This window comes from Novosphingobium sp. KACC 22771 (assembly GCF_028736195.1).
In the GTDB taxonomy this organism is placed as follows: domain Bacteria; phylum Pseudomonadota; class Alphaproteobacteria; order Sphingomonadales; family Sphingomonadaceae; genus Novosphingobium.
In genome coordinates this window covers 1398983-1417951 of record NZ_CP117881.1, presented here as the reverse complement: position 1 = coordinate 1417951, position 18969 = coordinate 1398983, and the positions used below count along the sequence as shown (strand labels likewise).

Genomic DNA, 18969 nt, shown 5'->3' with positions numbered 1-18969 from the left:
GCCTGCACCGCCAATCAGCGTAAGGCCGCCGCGCCGCAGGCTTTTGAAACCATAGCGTTTGGCGCCATATTGCCAAGCTTACACCACCCATTAACGGGATTGCAAAGGGCCCCCGCCCTTTGCCCGCCGGAGGCAAAATCCCCCTTACCGCAAAACCACCACTTCCACCTCGGGCAACACCCCCGCCCCCGGTTGACCCGACCAGTCACGGTGGGTCAGGATCGAACCGTCCCCCCGCCACGCCGCCACGCGCGCCGGATCGACCATCGCATAAACCCATTGCGCCACGCCTTCCTCGCCCAGCGCGAGGACGCCATCGGCGGGCATATCGGCCCCGGCGGCGGGCTTGGCATCAGGCGGGCCGTAGAACCCCGCCGCCCCCCGATTGACATCGACCGCGCTCGACCATGGCGCATCCCCCACCGTGGGCGATTGCAGGACGAAACACTGGTTTTCCAGCGCCCGCGCCTGCGCGCCGATGCGCACCCGCCAATAGCCATGCAAACTGTCGGTGCAGGATGGGGCAAGGATGATCTGCGCCCCGGCCTGCACCAGCGCGCGGGCGAGCAGCGGAAATTCGCTGTCATAACAGATCGTGACGCCGATCCGCCCCAGCGCCGTGTCGAACAGGCGCAGCCCGCCTCCGATCGCCACGGCCGGCGAAACACCCCACTCCTCAGCCTCAAAGCGGGTCATCATGATCTTGTCCTGATGCGCCATTGCGCCCGATGGCGCAAAAAAGCGCGCCCGGTTAACGTAATGGTCTCCCACGCGGCACGGCGCGCTGGCGGCCAGAATATGCACGCCATGCACCCGCGCCAATTCGCCATGCAAAGCATCCACCTGCGGCAAGAGATCGGACACCGCGCCAAGGCTGGCATGCAGGTCGGATTTGCGCGCGTGATCCAGCGCCGCCAATTCCATCGCGCCATATTCGGGAAAGACCAGCAAAGCGGCCCCCTGCCCCGCCGCATCGCCCACCCACTGGCGCAGCTTGGCCTCATAGGCGGACCAATCGGCCGGTTCGCCAATCGGATATTGCGCCATGGCGGCCCCAAAAGGGGGCGCCGAAACGGGGGCGGCCAAAACGGCAACGGAAGGAGAGGCAACAGTCATCTGCCCAATGTGCGAAGGCACGCAAAAAGCGGCAAGCAAGAAAAACTTGAGCCGCGATTGGGAAATCCGAACATGCGCCCACCACGCAAGAGTCCCTAAGACCATCGCTATCTCATTTTAAGGATATCCTAAGATAACCCTATGAAATAAAGCCATGTTAGCATCGCTCTCCTCCCGCATTTTCGCCCTCGGCGCCCTTGTTTTGCTGGCGCTGGGCGCGTTCGCCGCCATTGTGCTCGATTCGTCGCGCCGGGCGGGCGAGGCCGTGCAATGGGCCAACCATTCCTCCTCCGTCATCGAAAACACGCAAGTGACGATGAACCAGTTGCGAGCGGCCGAATCAGGCGCGCGCGGCTATATTCTGACCCGCTCCCCCGCCTTTGCCGCCTCGTTTGATGAAGCGATCAGCAATGCCCAGCAGAATTTTGGCCGGGTTGTCTCGATGACGCGTGATAACCCGATCCAGTTTCGACGGGCGCAGGAACTGGCCCGCCTGATCGGCGAACGCAGCGAAATGATGCGGCAAACCGTCGCCATGGGCCGCCGTGGCGATTTTGCCAATGCGCAGGTCAAGATTGCGGGCGGTCAGGGGCGCGAGCTGATGGACGCGGTCATTGTGCGCACCGCCAATTTTCTGGAAAACGAACGGGAATTGCAATCCAGCCGCACCCGTGACGTCAACGACCGTCTGGTCTGGACCGAACTGCTGGTTTTGGTGGGCGCGGGGCTGGTGGCTTTGGTGGCCGCGTTCGGGCTCTGGCTGCTCGTCCGGGGCATAGACCGCCCCCGCGCGGCGATGCTGCGCGTGATGGCCGATCTGGGCGACGGACAGCGCGGCGCGCGGATTGCCGAGGATATGGGGTCGCGCGAATTTTCCGAACTTGCCCAAAGCTATAATGCCATGGCCGACCGGCTGGAGCGCGCGGTGGCCGATCAGGTGTCGAGCGAGGCCCAGTTGCAGGATGCCAATGCCGAACTGCTGCTCAACGGCGAGACATTGCGCCAGCGCGGCGAGGTGATCGAGATGCTGGGCGGGATGGCCCACCGCATGCAGGCCGCCCGCACCGACGACGAACTGGCCCAGATCATCCGCGTTTTCGTGCCGCGCGTGCTGCCCGGCATCGCGGGCGCGCTCTATGCCCACAACAATTCGCGCAACCTGTTGATCCCGATTGCCGGTTGGGGCGGCATGGAGGCCGATTCCGAGGGCTTTGCCCCCGAACAATGCTGGGCGCTGCGCCGGGGCCAGAGCCATTTTCTGCGCGAAGTGGGCAGCGACATCGTGTGCAGCCACACAAGCCCCGATGAAATATACCATTGCGAACCGCTGCTGGCCGGTGGCGAGGTCATCGGCGTGCTCTATCTCCACGGCACCGTCGAGGATGAGACGCGCTTCCGTCTGACCGTGCTGGCCGAAAACATCGCCTCCGCGCTGGTCAACCACCGCCTCCAGCGTTCCTTGCGCGAACAGACCATCCGCGACCCGCTGACCGGCCTGTTCAACCGGCGCTATATGGAAGAAACCCTGACGCTGGAAATCGCCCGCGCCGGACGCTCGGGCCTGCCGCTCAGCCTGGTGATGTGCGATATCGACCACTTCAAACTGTTCAACGACGAATTCGGCCATGATGCGGGCGATGCCGTGTTGCAGGCCGTGGCCGCCGAATTGAAAAAACAGTTCCGCAGCGGCGATGTCGTGTGCCGTTTCGGCGGCGAGGAATTCACCATCATCGCCCCCGGCACCTCGGCAACAGTGCTGCAGGACAGGGTCGAACAGGTGCGCAACGCGGTGGGCGAAATCAACGTGCGCCTCAAGGGCCGCACGCTCGGCCTCATCAGCATGTCTTTCGGCATCGCCAACTGGTCCGCAGGCATGGACACCGATGGAGAGCACCTGATCCAGGCCGCCGACATCGCGCTCTATCAGGCCAAGCGCGAGGGGCGGAACCGGGTGATCGTGAACGACGCGGCGGAGTGAAAGTTTGCCTCCGGCGGGCGTTATCGGTGCCTCCGGCGGGCGTTATTGATGCCTCCGGCGGGCAAAGGGCGGCGGCCCTTTGCAATCCCGATACTGTGGGCGCTGTGTGAGAGAAGAGGCGCGGCGGGTGGAGGCGGGAGGCCATTTTGAGGGCCGCTGCGCGGCGGTGGGATGATGGCTCGAATAGGAGAAAAAGGACAGATCGATCCGGTGGTGGCTATGGCACACATCGTTGGGGAGCTCCCCTTCTCGGCTCCCATGAATTAAGGGCGGCTATCGGCCCTCCTGCGGACGGTCGCTGCGGCAGGAAAGTTAGGGGGAGTGGACGCTTATAATCGAGCTAGCAGCGCCGGGACCACCTTTCTCAACGAGCCTTGCAAAATGGGGTTTGCGAGGTCGAAAATCGCTTCCTTTACCTTTGGTTCAAAGCCCACATCGTCACGGCCTTCAATCAGGTTGGCCCACTCCTCAACATCAGTGCTGTTTAACTCGCCTTTCAAGTAGAGTTGGACAACATGAAGGACATTAGTGACACGCAGGGTCACGGTTGGCGGCCCCTCCCAATCCCACGCGCAGGTATGGAGGGCTCGACGCAGCACATCCAGAGGCTGGTCGAAATGCACCAATGATCGAACTGCTTCCTCGCGCGCCATGGCCTTTGATTAGCGCATGAATGAACGGCTGCAATGGTGTCGTGTCCGGAACAACCGGTTTGGACAACAAATGGTGGAGAGCGGACTTTCCGCTTGTGAGGATGCCGCCCCCATAGCCGACGCAGTGTCCTTCCTCATTTCCCGGAAAGGATGGTTAGGCAGAAGACTTCAGGCTGTATTAGCGGGTCGGCGGCTGCATAAGCTCTATCGTGATGTTATCAGGGCCCGAAACATAGGCCACCAAAGTTCCCTTGCGTGGACCACCCGCGATCGGCAGCGGGCTACCCTTTGACTTCCATCCTGCTGCCTCAACGCGCGCAATTGCGGCATGGATATCCTTCACGGTCAGAGCTAGGTGGGCCGCACCTATCGCCCCCGCGCTATCGGGCACAGCGCCGTTTTGGCGTCCTTTTGAATATTGCAACAGTTCAACCGCGTAACCGTCCGGCGCCCTGACAATCGCCGTTTTCACACTCGGATCATCGACGCCTGTTACTTGATGCAGGAAATCGCCCCCCATCTCCGATTGTCGCTCAAGTGTGAAGCCGAGCGCTGTCGTCCAAAACCGAATGGCGTCGTCCAAAGACGATACAGCGAAGCCCGTGTGGTCTACGGCAATCACGTTTCTTGCGTCGTTCATCATTGCACTCTCACTGGACCGTGCTTGCGCTGTCTGGGCCTGCGCTCCGGCTGCAACCAAGGCCAGCAGCATGGCGAATATGATCTTCATGGTTACGCCTTAACGCTTCGGCCTCCTATCGGAAAGGAGCGTTTTGCGGGACAATGGCACGTGTGAGCGCGCCAATGGTTGTTCGATTCACGTGCTTTCCCAAAACTGTTCCCAATTGCTCATTCCCGAAATGGCCTATCGGAGATGGAGAAATGGGAAAGATCGCGGCCAACAAATGACCGTGAGCGAGAGTCCGAGTTGCCAGCCTGAAGGTCTGAGTTTGGGCGCTTGCCGTTTTATCGGCAATCTTCCCAATAGAGCCGCGCCGTTCCCCTTCCCGCGAAGTGTCATCATGCCTTGTCCACTCACGCAAAAAGGGCGGCCCCGTGGGAGCCGCCCTTCCTGTTCGGTCGGAAGATCCGACCGGCGCATGTTGAAATCTTACTTGATTTCGACGGTGCCGCCGGCTTCCTCGATCTTCTTCTTGATGTCTTCGGCTTCAGCCTTCGACACGCCTTCCTTGACGGCCTTGGGGGCGCCTTCAACGAGGGCCTTGGCTTCGGTCAGGCCCAGGTTGGTGATGGCGCGGACTTCCTTGATCACCTGGATCTTCTTGCCACCGTCGCCGGTCAGGATGACGTCGAATTCGGTCTTTTCTTCAACGGCAGCAGCAGCTTCGCCACCAGCGGCGGGAGCGGCAACAGCAACAGCGGCAGCAGCCGAAACGCCCCAGGCTTCTTCCAGAGCCTTGGCGAGGTCAGCGGCTTCCAGAACGGTCAGAGCCGACAGGTCTTCAACGAGCTTGGCGATATCAGCCATGATAATTACTCCAATGTTGTTTACCGGGCGGCGGAGGCGCCAAACCCGGAAAAATAGGGTTCAAAAGTCTTACCTGCTTGGATTTGTGCGGACCGGGGCCCGGGGCAAATCTTACGCAGCGTCCTTGTCGGCATAGGCCTGGAACACGCGGGCCAGCTTGGCCGCCGGAGCGGTCGTGAGCTGAGCCAGCTTGGTGGCAGGTGCCTGAACAAGGCCGATAAGCTTGGCGCGCAGTTCGTCGAGCGAGGGCATCGAGGCCAGAGCCTTAACACCATCGGCGTCGAGAACGACGCTACCCAGCGACCCGCCGACGATTTCGATCTTGTCGGTCGTCTTGGCGAATTCGACCACAGCCTTGGCAGCGGCAACCGGATCGACCGACCACGCAAGCGCGGTGGGGCCGGTCAGGAGGTCGCCGATACCAGCGTAGTCGGTGTCCTGGGCAGCAAGCTTGGCAAGACGGTTCTTCGCAACCTTGTAGGTGGCGCCGGCTTCACGGATCTTGCCGCGCAGCACAGTCGACTGTGCCACGGTGAGGCCGAGGTTGCGGGTGACAACCACCACGCCGACCTCGTTGAAGACCGCGTTGAGCTGGGCGACCGATTCGGCTTTCTGCGAACGATCCATGCCTTACTCCTTCACAAATGGCCCATCGGCAGATGCCTCCGGGCCGGCTACTTTGTCCATGCAGGACGCGCCGAAACGCATCCGCAGGGGCGGTTGGGTCCGTGACAAAGGGAAGGAGTTGCGACAGGCCGCCCCGATGGAGCATGGCCGATAAGCCGCGATAGGGGCGCAAAGGCCCATAATCTCTTTTCCCCGTCTAGGCTGGAAATTAAGCGGGGCAAATTCCCCGCACCAACTGTCTCGGACGGAAAAGCCTGCGGGCATGCCCGCTGACTTCCGGGGGCGCCTTTATCAGATGGCGACACGGAGTCAAGCGCCGCCTTTCCTAGCGAGTTGTTAACCATCGCGGCCGTATTTCTGGGCGCATCGGACGGGGACGCGCCCCGCTCCACCGATTAGGGCCTGCCGCTTTGACCATGAACGCCGCCATTCCCGCCGCCGATCACGCCTTGGCGCAAGGCCCGCTCGACCGCGCCTTTGCCCGCGCCAACCCGCGCGTGCTGGACCGGATCGAACAGGGGCTGATTCTTGTCCTGTGGTTGGCGCTGGTCAACCGGGTGGCGCATTCTCTCAACGGCTACGCGCCGCTAGCGCTGATTTCCGAAACGGCGGTGATGCTCTTTACGCTGATCCGGCGCCCCACCGGCAACATCTCGCTGCGCCTGGGCGACTGGCTGCTGGCGATCGCAGCCACCGCCGCGCCGCTGATGATCCAACCGGGGCTTGACATCTTCCCCATGATCGCCCCTCTCGGCATCGCGCTGGTGCTGTTTGGCAATGTCGTACAGGCGCTGGCCAAACTCTCGCTGCGCCGCAGCTTCGGCATCGCGCCCGCCAACCGCGGCGTCAAAAGCGACGGCCTCTACCGCTTCGTCCGCCACCCCATGTACGCAGGCTACCTCGCCGTCCACATCGGCATCATGATCCTCATGCCCAGCCTCCTCAACCTAGTCCTCTACACCATCGGCTGGTGGGCCCAGATCCTGCGCCTGAAGGCCGAAGAGGCGCTCCTGTCCCAGGACCCCGCCTATCAGGCCTTCATGGGCAAGGTGCGCTATCGGCTGGTGCCGGGGGTGTTTTGAGACGGATGTGAGGGGGTTTGATGCTTCCGGTCGGCATTTTTTTCTGATGCCTCCGGCGGGCAAAGGGCGGGACCCTTTGCAATCCCGATATTGTCCGCGTTGGGTATCGGGTTCGGCGTGGTGTTTGGGGGCGAAGGGGCAGGATTTGAAGGCCGCTGCGCGGCGGTGAGATGGCGGCTAAGTTAGGGCGCGCGGACATCTGCCCAGTTCTGGCTTTGGCCGGGATTGGTGGAAAGCAGCCATTGTAATTTGTGCTGGCGGCGGCTTCTGCCGGAAGCGGACGGAACTTTGTGCCCCTGCAACTGTTACGCAAGGATACCGTTCAGCACGTAATCTCAGGGGGATTTTGACATGGGTATATGCCGCAATTTCGTCTTCGCGACGGCAGCAGCAACAATGGTTGGCACTCCGCTTATCGCCGAGGCGAAGTCAACCAGCGGTAGGATCACTATAAGTGAAACCCAGTTCGGATTCCTTCTTGGCGGTAACGTCGGCGGTGGCACGCTTACGTACAACGGCAAAAAATATAAGTTCAAGATCGGCGGTATTTCAGTCGGCAAAATTGGTGTGGCGAAAATCCGCGGCTATGGTCGGGTTTCGAACCTAACCAGCATCTCCAACTTCGCCGGGACTTATGTTGCGGCTGATGCCAGCGCTACGGCGGTCAGAGGCGCGGGCAGCATCAAGCTGAAGAAGGGAGATGTCATACTTGAACTCGACACCAGTTCGAAAGGCTTGCAGCTCAGCGCCAGCGGCGGCGGTGTCAAAATCACACTGGAGTAAACCGGACGCCACCCAAAATCGTTCGGGTAGGGACGGTCGGCCTATTTCACCAAGCCGACTGCCTCCCGATTAGCTCTTGCTCACCTCGCAAGCGCTGCGGCGGATGCAGCCGACCGCCTCGGACAGAATGTTCGGCCAGTTGATGGTGAAGATCGAGGCAGCCGAACGGGGGGCACGCCCAGCGCTGTAGTTGGCAATCGAATGTCCATAATTGGGCGCGAGCCTTCCCTCACGATATGGTGGGAAGCGGACATTCTGCAATGGCTTTTTGCATCTGTCATGCCATTGTGACGTGGCTTTGTACTCAGCTTAACGCCCTCTCAATTTCTGAATTGTAACCAGCAGATAATTGGGGAGCGCTATGATCAACCTAATCTCATTGCTGCTGGCAGCTTCTACGCCAATCAGTCCTGCAACCGCGCCAGCCAGCGAATGGCGCGTTCATGTTTCGATCGACGTGGGAAGTGAGGGTCGGGCTACCGGCTGCCACATTCTCGATAGCAATGCCCCAGTCGAAATGCAGACAAAGACTTGCCAGATATTTCAAGAAAAAGGGAATTTTACACCGAAACGAGATAGTGAGGGCCGAGCAGTTGCCAGCACATACGAAACGGTAGTTCGATATCGCATTCCGGGAAATAGTGCAGAACAGCCCGCTCAATCTGGAAATGTGGAATCGAGCAATCCATTATCAAAACCCATTCATGTTGGCGATTGGAATGGGAAATGCCGAAAAGCAAACGCGACTGACATTCACTATGTTGAGTGCGACGCCCAATTTGTTAAGCCGAATATGACCGGATCGATCACGAGGACATATAAGGGCATTGAGATCGCGATACGATCGCAGGGCTGCGGAACTGACGAACCGGTAGGCCGAGCCAAGGTGCCGCGAAATCTTCTCTCCCCGCCTTGGGATGCGTCCGCGTTCAGCGGTTCATTGGCAGGTGCGATAATGGCAGCTAAGCAGCAGTGCCCCGTAATGTCGACACGTGTGAACGTTGCAGGAGAAATCAAAGATTTGCTGGCGGCAACAGGCGATCTGAAAAAGTGATACCAGGCTAGCGGCGCAGGGCATATGTCTGCTTACGCAGACGTTGCGAAGGGACTTCTTTTGCAACCACGATCACAGCAGCTTTTAGATGTAGGGGGTAGCCTACGAACGGCAACAACTGGGCGCTTCCTGCCATACAGGCAACGACAGATTTGGCCCCTCATCCGGGAAAACCACTTTCCTTCCCGCGAAGCGGCTTCACTCCCCTGCGCACCCTCGCCCCCAAACATGCCGTCGATCCAACACTGCAACGCCGACAATATCGGGATTGCAAAGGGCCCCCGCCCTTTGCCCGCCGGAGGCATCCTTAAAACTCCTCCAAAGGTTCAGCCCAACTCAACATGACCGCCCCCCTTATTGCCATACGCAATAAGCGGCATATTGCGCGGCGCAGAAACTGGCACATTCGTCGCCATGGGCGCATGGAAACAGGACGGGGCGGCGGGGGCCGCAAAGGATGACGATGCAGGCAAGGCATCGGGTGCAGCAAAACGCCGCCAGAGGAAAATGCGCGGCCTGCTGGCGCTGACGGCATGTCTGCCGCTGGCCGTGGCGGGCTTTGCCCCGGCGGGCGCGCAGGACACAGCGGGCGGCACCACCAATGTCCAGATATCGGCCGAGGGCAAGCAGGTTTACGAGGAAATCTGTCAGGCCTGTCATATGGCCGATGCCAAAGGCGGGGGCGGCGCGGGTGCGGCGATCCCCGCGCTGGCGGGCAATGCCAAACTGGCCGACAAGGATTATCCCATCACCCTTTTGCTGAAAGGGCGCGGCGGGATGCCGTGGTTCACCGAAATCCTGACGCCTGAACAGATGGCCGCTGTCGTCAATTACGTGCGCGGCCATTTCAACGATTACCACGATGTCGTGACCGTTGCCGATGTGAAGCGCGTGGCCACCGGCCCCGCGCCCAAGCGCGACTGTCTGAACGCCTGCGGCCAATAATCCGGCGGCCAGCAAGCGCCTACCATTTTCCGTATAAAGAGGACGCATCATGATCAGCGATCTTTCGCCCCAGACCCGCCGCGACCTGCTGACGATGATCGGCCGCGCGGGGGGCGGCCTTGCCATGTATCAGGCGATGACGGCGCTGGGCCATGCCGCCGAGACGCAGTTTTCCGGGCCGCCCGCACTGTCGGGCGCGCGCGCCGGGGCCAGCGTGCTGGTGCTGGGCGCAGGGCTGGCGGGCATGCTGGCGGCCTATGAGCTGACCAAGGCGGGCTATAAGGTTCAGGTGCTGGAATATCAGGACCGCCCCGGCGGTCGCAATTATTCGGTGCGCGGCGGCGACAAGATCGTGGAAGTGGGCGGCGCGACCCAAAATGTCGCCTATCAGCCGGGCAATTACCTCAACCCCGGCCCGTGGCGCATTCCGCATCACCACCGCACCTTGCTCCATTATTGCAAGGCTTTCGGAGTGGAACTTGAGCCGTTTATCCAGCTCAACCACAATGCCATGGTCCACCGCAAGGACGCCTTTGGCGGCAAGCCGCAGCGCTACAAGGAACTGGCGGTGGATTTTACCGGCCATGTGTCGGAACTGCTGGGCAAGTCCCTCAATGCGGGCGCGCTCGACAGTGCGGTGAGCAAGGAGGACAAGGAAAAGCTGATCGCGGCGTTGCGCGAATGGGGAGCGCTGGACGGCGATCTCAAATTCACCAGCAACCTCAATGTGTCGAGCCGCCGCGGCTATGACCGCGCGCCCGGCGGCGGCGTCAATGGCGCGCCCACCCCGTCCAAGATCAACGGCCTGTCCGATGTTCTGTCCAGCCATGTCTGGACGCAGATGAGCTTCTATTTCAACTATGTGATGCAGACCACCATGTTCCAGCCCAAGGGCGGCATGGATATGATCGGCAAAGGTTTCTATAAACAGATCGCCAAGCTGGTGCGCCTGAACACCAAGGTCACCTCGATCAAGCAGGATGACAAGGGCGTCGCGGCGACATGGACCGACACGGTCACCGGCAAGACGGGCGTGGCCACGGCGGACTATATGGTCTGCACGCTGCCCGCGACCATTCTGGCCCAGTTGGACATTCAGGTTTCGGACGCCAAGAAAGCCGCGATCAAGGCCATCCCCTACAGCGGTCAGGTCAAGATCGGCCTCGAAATGAAGAGCCGCTTCTGGGAGGAGAAATACTCGATCTATGGCGGCCACAGCTTCACCGATCAGGCAATTGGCCTCATTTCCTATCCCAATTACGATTTCTTCAAGGACAAGCCCGCCGTCCTGCTGGGCGCCTTTGCCAATGGCGCGGGCGGATACATGCTGGCGGGCATGACGCCGGAAAAGCGGATCGAGGCCGCGCTGGCGCAAGGCAGTGTGTTTCACCCCGAAGAGTATCGCCGCGAATTCATGAATGGCGCCTCGGTGGCGTGGAGCCGGATGCCCTGGATTCTGGGCTGCTGCGGCATGTGGACCGAGGAAAGCCGCGCGACCCATTACCAGAACCTCGTCTCGATGGACGGGCGCATCGTTCTGGCGGGCGAACATGCCTCCTATTACGGCTGCTGGATGGAGGGGGCGCTGCTCTCCTCGCTCGATGCCATCACGCGCCTGCACCAGCGCGCTCTGGCGGCTTAAGGGATGACCGGAATGAACGACCAAGTCATGCCCATGACCAAGCGCGATCTGCTCTCCATGATCGGCACGGCGGCGGGCGCTTCGGCGATGTATATGGCCATGTCCAGCATGGATCAGGCCAAGGCGTCCAATTTCCAAGGCCCGCCCAAGCTTGACGGCGACAACAAGGGCGCCAGCGTGCTGATCCTTGGCGCGGGCGTGGCGGGGATGACCGCTGCGCTCGAATTGTCGCGCGCAGGCTACAAGGTGCAGGTGCTGGAATATAACGACCGCGTGGGCGGGCGTTCATGGACCTTGCAGGGCGGCGATACCTATACCGAACTGGGCGGTGCGACCCAGACGTGCCAATTCGCGCCGGGCAATTACATCAACCCCGGCCCATGGCGCATTCCATGGCATCACCATGGGTTGATCCATTACTGCCATGAATTGGGCGTTGCGCTCGAACCGTTCATGCAGGTCAATTACAACGCCTATGTCCACAACACCAAGGCGTTCGGCGGCAAGCCCCAGCGCTATCGCCATATTCAGGCGGATTTCTACGGCCATGTCGGCGAATTGCTGGCCAAATCGGTCAATGCCGGGGCCTTGGCCCAGAGCGTCAGCAAGGAAGATGGCGAGATCCTGCTCGAAGCCTTGCGGTCATGGGGCGCGCTCGATCGCAACATGCGCTATGTGAAGGGCGCGGCCAGCAGCGGGCGGCGCGGCTATGACAAGGAGCCGGGCGGCGGCCTGTCCGCCGTTCCCGAACCCTCCGATCCCATCGACGTTCAGACCTTGCTGCGTTCGGGCCTGTGGCGCTCCATCGGCGGCAATCTGCAATGGGATCACCTTTCCACCATCTTCCAGCCCGTCGGCGGCATGGGGCAGGTGGCCAAGGGTTTCGAGCGCGCCGTGGGCCATATGGTGCGCAAGAACAGCAAGGTGACCGCGATCCATCAGGACGAGAAGGGCGTCATTGTCAGCTATAAGGACACCAAGACGGGCGCGACGATGAAGGCTTCGGCCGATTACTGCCTCTGCACGATCCCTCTGCCGGTACTGGCGCAAATCGAGATGAATGTCAGCCCGGAACTCGACGCCGCGATCCGCGCCGTGCCTTACAGCACCAGCGTCAAGGTGGGCCTCGAATTCAAGCGCCGGTTCTGGGAACAGGACGACCAGATTTACGGCGGCATCACCTATACCGACCTGCCCAATAGCCAGATCTCCTATCCCTCCACCCGCTATGGCGACAAGGGGCCGGGCGTGCTGCTCGGCTGCTATGTCGGCGGGGCGACGGGCTATGAATTGACCGCCAGCACGCCGCAGCAGCGCGTCGAAAAGGTGCTGGAATGGGGTTCGCAGATCCATCCGCAATACCGGGCCGAATTTATGAACGGCGTTTCGGTGGCGTGGCATCGGGTGCCTTTCACGCTGGGCTGTTTCGGTTCGTGGACGGAAGCGACGCGCGCCGAGCATTACACCAACCTTTGCAAGTTTGACGGGCGCATCCTGTTGGCGGGCGAACATGCCTCCTATTACGGCGGTTGGCAGGAGGGAGGCATCACCTCGGCCATCGACGCGATCACGCGGCTGCATCAACGGGTTATCGCGGGGTGAGAGACATGAAGAAACTGATCTTGACCATGGCCCTGATGGCGGCGGCATCGAGCGCCCATGCACAGGCCCCCGCCCGCCCCGCCGCCGCCGCTTCGGCGGGCGATGCGGCCTTTGGCGCGCGCATGCTGGGCCCGGCCACGGGCGAGCAGATATTCACCCGCGTCTGCGCCGCATGCCATATGCCCGACGCCAAGGGGGCCGAAGGCGCGGGGCGCTACCCTGCGCTGGCGGGCAATCAGAAGCTGGCGATCGGGGCCTATCCGGCGATGGTGGTGGTCAAGGGGCTGAACGGCATGCCCGCCATCGGCGCGATGCTGACCGACCAACAGGTGGCCGATGTGGTCAATTATGTCCGCAGCCATTTTGGCAACAGGTTCAAGGGAGCGGTCACGGCCGAGGACGTCAAGGCGATGAGATAATCCGGGAGATGATCTGGGCGGTGAAGGCGCGCGCCATCTTGACGCCAGCCCGCCTTTGCTTCAGAGGCCGGTTCAAGGCGATGGATTTCCGCCGGGCCTTTTGGCCGAACCGCCTGATCCTTGGGCAACCTGAGGTGTCGGGCTGATGATTCCTACCTTTCGCTGTTTTGGCAACAAGGTGGAATTATGCGCGCTTTCTTCTCCCGTCTGATCCTTCTGCTCCCCGCCTTGCTGGCCATGTCCTGCGTGGTCGGCACGCTCTGCGCCGCTTTCCTGTGGAGCCTAGACGCGGTCACGCGAGCGCGTTTTGACCATCCATGGCTGCTGTTTCTCCTGCCCGTGGGCGGGGCGGGCATCGGCTGGCTCTATCACCGCTTTGGCCAGAGCGTTGAGGGCGGCAACAATCTGATCCTCGATGAAATCCATGAACCGGGCGGCGGCGTGCCTTTGCGCATGGCCCCGCTGGTGTTCATCGGCACGGTGGCCACGCATCTGTTTGGCGGATCGGCCGGACGTGAAGGCACGGCGGTGCAATTGGGCGGCAGCATCGCCAGCGCGGCGGCGCGGATCGCGCGGCTGGACGAGGCCGGGGTGCAGATCCTGCTCAAAGCGGGCATCGCGGCGGGCTTTGGCGCGGTGTTCGGCACGCCGCTGGCGGGCGCGGTCTTTGCGCTGGAGGTGCTGGCCATCGGGCGGGTACGGCTCTCGGGCCTGCTCGCCTGCCTCATTGCGGGCTATGCGGGCGATTGGGCGTGTCAGGCTTGGGGTATTCATCACACCGTCTATACCATCCATTACAGCTTTCGCTGGGATGCGCTGATCCTGGCCAAGGCGGCCATCGCGGGCGCGCTCTTCGGCCTTGCCAGTCTGGCCTTTGCCGAGGCCAATCACGCCTTGGGTGGGTGGTTCAAGCGGCTTGTCCCCTATGGCCCGGCGCGCCCCTTCATCGGCGGGCTGGTGCTGATCGCGCTGACCTATGCGCTGGGCACGCGGGCCTATCTGGGCCTTGGCGTGTGGTCGGCCGATCCCCACGCGCCGACGATCCCCGGCTTCTTCACCGGCCCGGTTGATTACGCCAGTTGGGCGCTCAAAATGCTCTTCACCGTCATCACCCTCTCCACCGGCTTCAAAGGCGGCGAGGTCACACCGCTGTTCTTCATCGGCGCCGGGCTGGGCAATGCGCTCTCCGGCGTGCTGGGCGGGCCGGTCGATCTCTTCGCGGGCCTCGGCTTTGTCGCGATCTTTGCCGGGGCCGCCAACACCCCGCTCGCCTGCATCCTCATGGGGCTTGAACTGTTCGGGCCGGGGCCGGTTTTGCCGATCACGGTGACGTGCTTTGCCGCCTACGCCTGCTCCGGCCACAACGGCATCTACCTCTCCCAGCGGGTCTGGCGGCCAAAGTTCCTCTATCCGGGCGTCGAGGCGGGGGTCTCGCTGCGGGCGGTCCGTGCGGCGCGGGGGAGGGGTGTTAAAAGGTAAAGGTGCCTCCGGCGGGCAAAGGGCGGGGGCCCTTTGCAAACCCGATACTGTCTTGGTTGAGGGTAGAGGGCGGCGGGGTGGCTGGGGGCAGCGTAGCGAATGACAGTTAAGCCGCTTCGCGGGGAGGAAAGAAGGCATTTCGGAGGCGGGGCTAAAACTGCCGTTGTCTGTATGGCAACATGCGCCCACTTGCAGACATTCGGGACATGATGGATTATCTACCAATGAAATCACTTTTCCCGCTCCTGCTTCTGGCTTCGACCTCTGCATCCGCCGCTAACCATCCACGAACGTATCTTCTCTCGATTGTAGGCTTGTCGGTGAAAAACACCCAAAGCGTCAAAGCGTTCTCGATTGAGACGTGGGGGGTAGGATTCACCTCGGTCTGCCGCATACCCGGAGGATGGCGGATCAAAGCTGGTAGTAGCGCATCGCCTAACGGAGAATTGTCAGGAGAGGGCAGCCAAGGTGCCACATGGTTTAATCAGAGCAATCCGAAGGAGTTACGCGCTTTCGCACTCGTAACCCTTGATGCCCCCATACAGCGAGCCGACATTCGAACATCTGACGCGGGCGGCAACGGCCTCATTCCCGCGACGTTCAAAGGGCATATAACACTGGAAACCGATGACGGGGATCGACGCGTCCCGCTCACGTACCGAAACGTAAAGCTGACCCCGGCGTCAACGTGCCCTCGACGATAGCGAACGACCGCTCCCCACCATAATGAGACGGGCGGCTCGCGCCCATTTGTAGTCGTTGCGCTGGTATTGCAGAAATTCCCATTGCCGACATTTCAAAGCGGCGTAATAGTGAAAGTTCGCATTGGGGATGAGGGTCGATGGCAGCGAGTTCTGAGCAGTTGCATTCGGCATTCTCGTATTGCCTCGATTTCGCAAAGCGCATGCTCGAAGATATTGGATCGTTCTTGCCGTTCGGAGCGGTGCTGAACACCTCGGGGGAGGTCAAAGCGGTTGCCGGGTGGAATGGGGATGAACACCCGGCGCCCACCGAAATATATCAACTTTTATCATCGGCACTTAGAGGGGAGTCGGTAAGCAATAACATTCTCGGGTCAGCGATCGCTGCGGATGTGAATATTCCGGCAGCTTATGATCCACCCCTACGAGATGGAATTAGGGTTCATCTGGAGGGTGATGGATATTCTCGTTACATCTATGTTCCATATGCAATTAAGGTGTCGGGCCTTCTGCGGCGCAGACGAGAGATTATCTTGGCGGAACCGTTTTCAATTGAGGTTCCAGCCGAAGTTTTTGCCATGCAATGACTGCTATGCAGGTGCAGCAGCACAAAAGCCGACCGTCCGCTCCCCACCAATCCCAGCCATAGCCAGAACTGGGCAGATGTCCGCTCCCCCTAATTTAGCCGCCATCCCGCCGCCGCGCAGCGGCCTTCAAATCCTGCCTCTTCGCCCCCAAACACCACGCCGAACCCGATACCCAACGCGGACAGTATCGGGATTGCAAAGGGCCCCTGCCCTTTGCCCGCCGGAGGCAAACCCTAAAAACCTCCGATCCCATCACAGCCAGACCTTGACCCCCAGCACCAACCCGGCCGAGGAAGCCCCCTTCCCCTCTGCCCGCGCATAATCGGCGGTTCGGCCAAGGGAAGATGTCCATAACACACCGACATAGGGCGCGAATTGCCGGGTGAATTCATAGCGCAGTCGCAGGCCCATCTCGATGCTGGTAAGGCCACTGCCAAGCTCGCGGTCGGGCTGGTCCTGCACCGAGAAATTTACCTCGCCGCGCGGTTGCAACACCAGACGGCGGGTGATGCGCTCGTCAACAGCGGCCTCGATGCGGCCTGTTACCTCGCCGCGCTGCGAGACGAATAACGCGCCCTGAATGTCAAAGCGATAGGGCGAGAGGCCATCAATCGCCAGCATGGCATGGGTGCGCTGAGGTCCCATTCCTGCACCTCGGGGCCCGAAATCCTGACGCAAGCCCCCGCGCAGGTTCCACCAAGGCCCCAGCGCGCGGGCATAGAGCGCCTGCACCTCGCCTTCCTTGAAGCGCCCTTTTTCGGCGCCATTATCGAAATCGCCCTCGCCCCGCGTGGCCACGACAAAGCGGTCAACATTGCCCGTCCATGCCTCGCCCTCGAAATGATAGCCCTGCTCAGGCCCGGTCACGCGCACTTCGGCCAGATCGGCGCGAACCTGGCTGTAGGTCCGGTTGCCATGCTCGTTCATCATTGCCGCTTCGGCCCGCGCCATGGCGGCGGGGTCAAAATAGCGGTCGGCCAGCCGGTCATGAGCGGGCGCGGGCGCAGGCGCGCTGCCGGGGCTTTGGTCGGTGCCGGTCTCTTGCGCGTGCAGCGAAGTGGCGGACAAAGCGAGGACGAAAGCCAGAGCGATACGCATCCTCATGCCCCCCGCACCTTGACCACGCGCATCATGCCCATCGCCATATGCAGGAACAGATGGCAATGCATCGGCCAGTCGCCCTCATTCGCGGTCACGTCGAAACTCACCTTTCCTCCGGGCTGAACGATAACGGTATGCTTGCGCGGGGAACGGTCGCCATGGCCGGTCACCAGTTCAAAGAAATGGCCGTGCAGATGGATGGGGTGGCCCATCATCGTGTCGTTGATCAAGGTGATGCGCAGGCGCTCGCCGGTCGCCCAAGTCACCGGATGGTGCGCCTCGCTCATCGTCACGCCGTCAAAGGACCACAGATAGCGGTCCATCGAGCCGGTCAGGTGCATTTCGATTTCCCGCTCGGCCGCGCGGGTGTCGGGGTTTTGCACGGGCGCGACCAGATCGCGATAGGTCAGCACGCGGTGGCCGATTTTATCCAAGCCCCCTTTATCCAAACCAAGGCCCGGTTCGCCGGTGCGGTCCACCGGCATGGGCGCGATCATATCCACCCCCGGCCCCAATTTGACATCGGGCGCATTGGCCTGACTGCGCATCGACATATCCATGCCGCCCCCACCATGCGACATATCCATGTCCATCCCCATGTCGCGCATGGTCAACCGAACCGGCGCGCGCAACGGCGGCACAGGCGCGGTCAGGCCCGGGCGCGGGGTCAGTGTGGCGCGCGCCATGCCCGAACGGTCCATCGCCTCGGCGGCCACCGTATAGGCGCGGTCCTGCGGCGTGATCAGGACATCATAGGTCTCGCCCGGCCCCATCTGGAATTCATCGACCTCCACCGGGACAATGGCCTGTCCATCGGCGGCGATCACCTGCATCGCCAGATCGGGAATGCGGACGTTGAAAAAGGTCATGCTGCCCGCATTGATGAAGCGCAGGCGGGCGGGCGCGCCGGGCGTGATCGGGGCGGTGAAATTGTCGCCCATGCCGCGCCCGTTGATGAGGTATCGGAACACCTTGCCCGTGACGTCGGAAATATCGGCCGGGTCCATCCGCATCTGGGCAAATTCGAGGCGGGTTTTCAAAGGCTGATCCTTGCCCGCGATCAAACCGGCCAGCGTTTGGGGGTAGCGCGCATAATGGCCCGGATCGACCTTCAGCTTGCGCAGGATGCTGGCCGGATGGACAAAGCTGTGATCGGACAGGACCATGACGTGATCGTGGGCGGGCGGCGCGGGGTCTGCTGCGGCAGGCTCGATCACAATCGAGCCATAGCAGCCCATCATCTCCTGCAGGCCCGAATGACTGTGATACCAATAGGTGCCGTGCTGGTGGATCGTGAATTCATAGGTGAAGCGGCCCAGCGCCGGAATGCCCGGAAAGGACACGCCCGGCACGCCATCCATCTGAAACGGCAATTCCAGCCCGTGCCAGTGGAGCGAGCTGTCCTCGGTCAGCTCGTTGATCACCGTGATGCGCAGCTTTTGCCCTTCACGCAGGCGCAGGGTCGGCCCCGGCACGCCGCCGTTGATCGCCACCGCGCGGGCCGGGCGGCCGTCGATCTGGATGATCGTCTGGCCGATGGTCAGCGTGATCTCCTCGCCGGACAGTTCGCGCGCGGGTGCGGCAATGGCCGCCTGCGCGGGAAGCACCACACCGGCGCCCAGCGCGCCAAGGACGGCGGCGCCCTGCAGCAATTGTCGGCGGTGAAACTGGATAGCGGACATCGGCGGATCATTCCTGCGCAAAGGGATAT

The 18969-nt window shown here is 61.7% G+C and carries 17 protein-coding genes and 1 riboswitch; of the genes, 10 read left to right on the top strand and 7 right to left on the bottom strand.

The genetic code is table 11. From position 1 onward, the window contains the following. Window positions 1–144: 144 nt before the first annotated feature. Window positions 145–1047 carry a carbon-nitrogen hydrolase family protein gene (locus tag PQ467_RS06420; RefSeq protein WP_274175704.1) on the bottom strand — a complete coding sequence of 301 codons (903 nt, stop codon included), beginning with the start codon at window positions 1045–1047 and terminating at the stop codon, window positions 145–147. A gap of 223 nt (window positions 1048–1270) precedes the next feature. On the opposite strand from PQ467_RS06420, the gene PQ467_RS06415 reads away from it, so the two are divergent. Continuing rightward, window positions 1271–3094 carry a diguanylate cyclase gene (locus PQ467_RS06415; protein ID WP_274175703.1) on the top strand — a complete coding sequence of 608 codons (1824 nt, stop codon included), beginning with the start codon at window positions 1271–1273 and terminating at the stop codon, window positions 3092–3094. 329 nt (window positions 3095–3423) lie between these two features. Here PQ467_RS06415 and PQ467_RS06410 read toward each other — a convergent pair whose 3' ends face one another. From PQ467_RS06410 to rplJ, 4 genes are all read right to left on the bottom strand, one after another. Next, the gene (locus PQ467_RS06410; RefSeq protein WP_274175702.1) at window positions 3424–3747 is read right to left on the bottom strand and encodes a hypothetical protein; all 324 of its coding nucleotides are present in this window, start codon (window positions 3745–3747) and stop codon (window positions 3424–3426) included. Between the two features lie 178 nt (window positions 3748–3925). Beyond that, window positions 3926–4477: a VOC family protein gene (locus tag PQ467_RS06405; protein WP_274175701.1), complete on the bottom strand. Its 552-nt coding sequence runs from the start codon at window positions 4475–4477 to the stop codon at window positions 3926–3928. 381 nt (window positions 4478–4858) lie between these two features. Further along, complete coding sequence (gene rplL / locus PQ467_RS06400) at window positions 4859–5236, bottom strand: 50S ribosomal protein L7/L12 (RefSeq protein ID WP_172343207.1); 378 nt, start codon at window positions 5234–5236, stop codon at window positions 4859–4861. A 111-nt stretch (window positions 5237–5347) separates the two neighbouring features. Continuing rightward, window positions 5348–5863 (bottom strand): 50S ribosomal protein L10, encoded by a 516-nt coding sequence (gene rplJ / locus PQ467_RS06395; protein WP_274175700.1) that lies wholly within the window; start codon window positions 5861–5863, stop codon window positions 5348–5350. A gap of 416 nt (window positions 5864–6279) precedes the next feature. On the opposite strand from rplJ, the gene PQ467_RS06390 reads away from it, so the two are divergent. The 9 genes from PQ467_RS06390 to PQ467_RS06350 all read left to right on the top strand — a co-directional run bounded on the left by PQ467_RS06390 (window position 6280) and on the right by PQ467_RS06350 (window position 16157). Further along, on the top strand, window positions 6280–6945 hold the full coding sequence (locus PQ467_RS06390) for a methyltransferase family protein (protein WP_274176101.1): 666 nt from the start codon (window positions 6280–6282) through the stop codon (window positions 6943–6945). A gap of 351 nt (window positions 6946–7296) precedes the next feature. Next, window positions 7297–7728 (top strand): hypothetical protein, encoded by a 432-nt coding sequence (locus PQ467_RS06385; protein ID WP_274175699.1) that lies wholly within the window; start codon window positions 7297–7299, stop codon window positions 7726–7728. Between the two features lie 361 nt (window positions 7729–8089). Continuing rightward, window positions 8090–8782 (top strand): hypothetical protein, encoded by a 693-nt coding sequence (locus PQ467_RS06380; RefSeq protein ID WP_274175698.1) that lies wholly within the window; start codon window positions 8090–8092, stop codon window positions 8780–8782. Window positions 8783–9163: 381 nt separating this feature from the next. Continuing rightward, on the top strand, window positions 9164–9727 hold the full coding sequence (locus PQ467_RS06375) for a c-type cytochrome (protein ID WP_274175697.1): 564 nt from the start codon (window positions 9164–9166) through the stop codon (window positions 9725–9727). Window positions 9728–9776: 49 nt separating this feature from the next. Beyond that, window positions 9777–11369, top strand: a complete 1593-nt coding sequence (locus tag PQ467_RS06370; RefSeq protein ID WP_274175696.1) for a flavin monoamine oxidase family protein — start codon at window positions 9777–9779, stop codon at window positions 11367–11369. Window positions 11370–11381: 12 nt separating this feature from the next. After that, complete coding sequence (locus PQ467_RS06365) at window positions 11382–12971, top strand: flavin monoamine oxidase family protein (protein WP_274175695.1); 1590 nt, start codon at window positions 11382–11384, stop codon at window positions 12969–12971. A 5-nt stretch (window positions 12972–12976) separates the two neighbouring features. Next, window positions 12977–13390: a c-type cytochrome gene (locus PQ467_RS06360; RefSeq protein ID WP_274175694.1), complete on the top strand. Its 414-nt coding sequence runs from the start codon at window positions 12977–12979 to the stop codon at window positions 13388–13390. Between the two features lie 67 nt (window positions 13391–13457). Continuing rightward, window positions 13458–13552: riboswitch (Fluoride riboswitch) on the top strand. 24 nt (window positions 13553–13576) lie between these two features. Further along, a complete protein-coding gene (locus PQ467_RS06355; RefSeq protein ID WP_274175693.1) occupies window positions 13577–14869 on the top strand; it encodes a voltage-gated chloride channel family protein in 1293 nt (430 codons plus the stop codon). Window positions 14870–15710: 841 nt separating this feature from the next. Then, window positions 15711–16157 carry a hypothetical protein gene (locus PQ467_RS06350; RefSeq protein WP_274175692.1) on the top strand — a complete coding sequence of 149 codons (447 nt, stop codon included), beginning with the start codon at window positions 15711–15713 and terminating at the stop codon, window positions 16155–16157. Window positions 16158–16409: 252 nt separating this feature from the next. On the opposite strand, the gene PQ467_RS06345 is transcribed toward PQ467_RS06350, so the two are convergent. Further along, window positions 16410–17261, bottom strand: coding sequence for a copper resistance protein B (locus PQ467_RS06345; protein ID WP_274175691.1), 852 nt, complete (start codon window positions 17259–17261; stop codon window positions 16410–16412). After that, window positions 17258–18940, bottom strand: coding sequence for a multicopper oxidase domain-containing protein (locus PQ467_RS06340; RefSeq protein WP_274175690.1), 1683 nt, complete (start codon window positions 18938–18940; stop codon window positions 17258–17260). Before PQ467_RS06340 ends, PQ467_RS06345 begins: the two co-directional genes overlap by 4 nt. Between the last annotated feature and the right edge of the window lie 29 nt (window positions 18941–18969).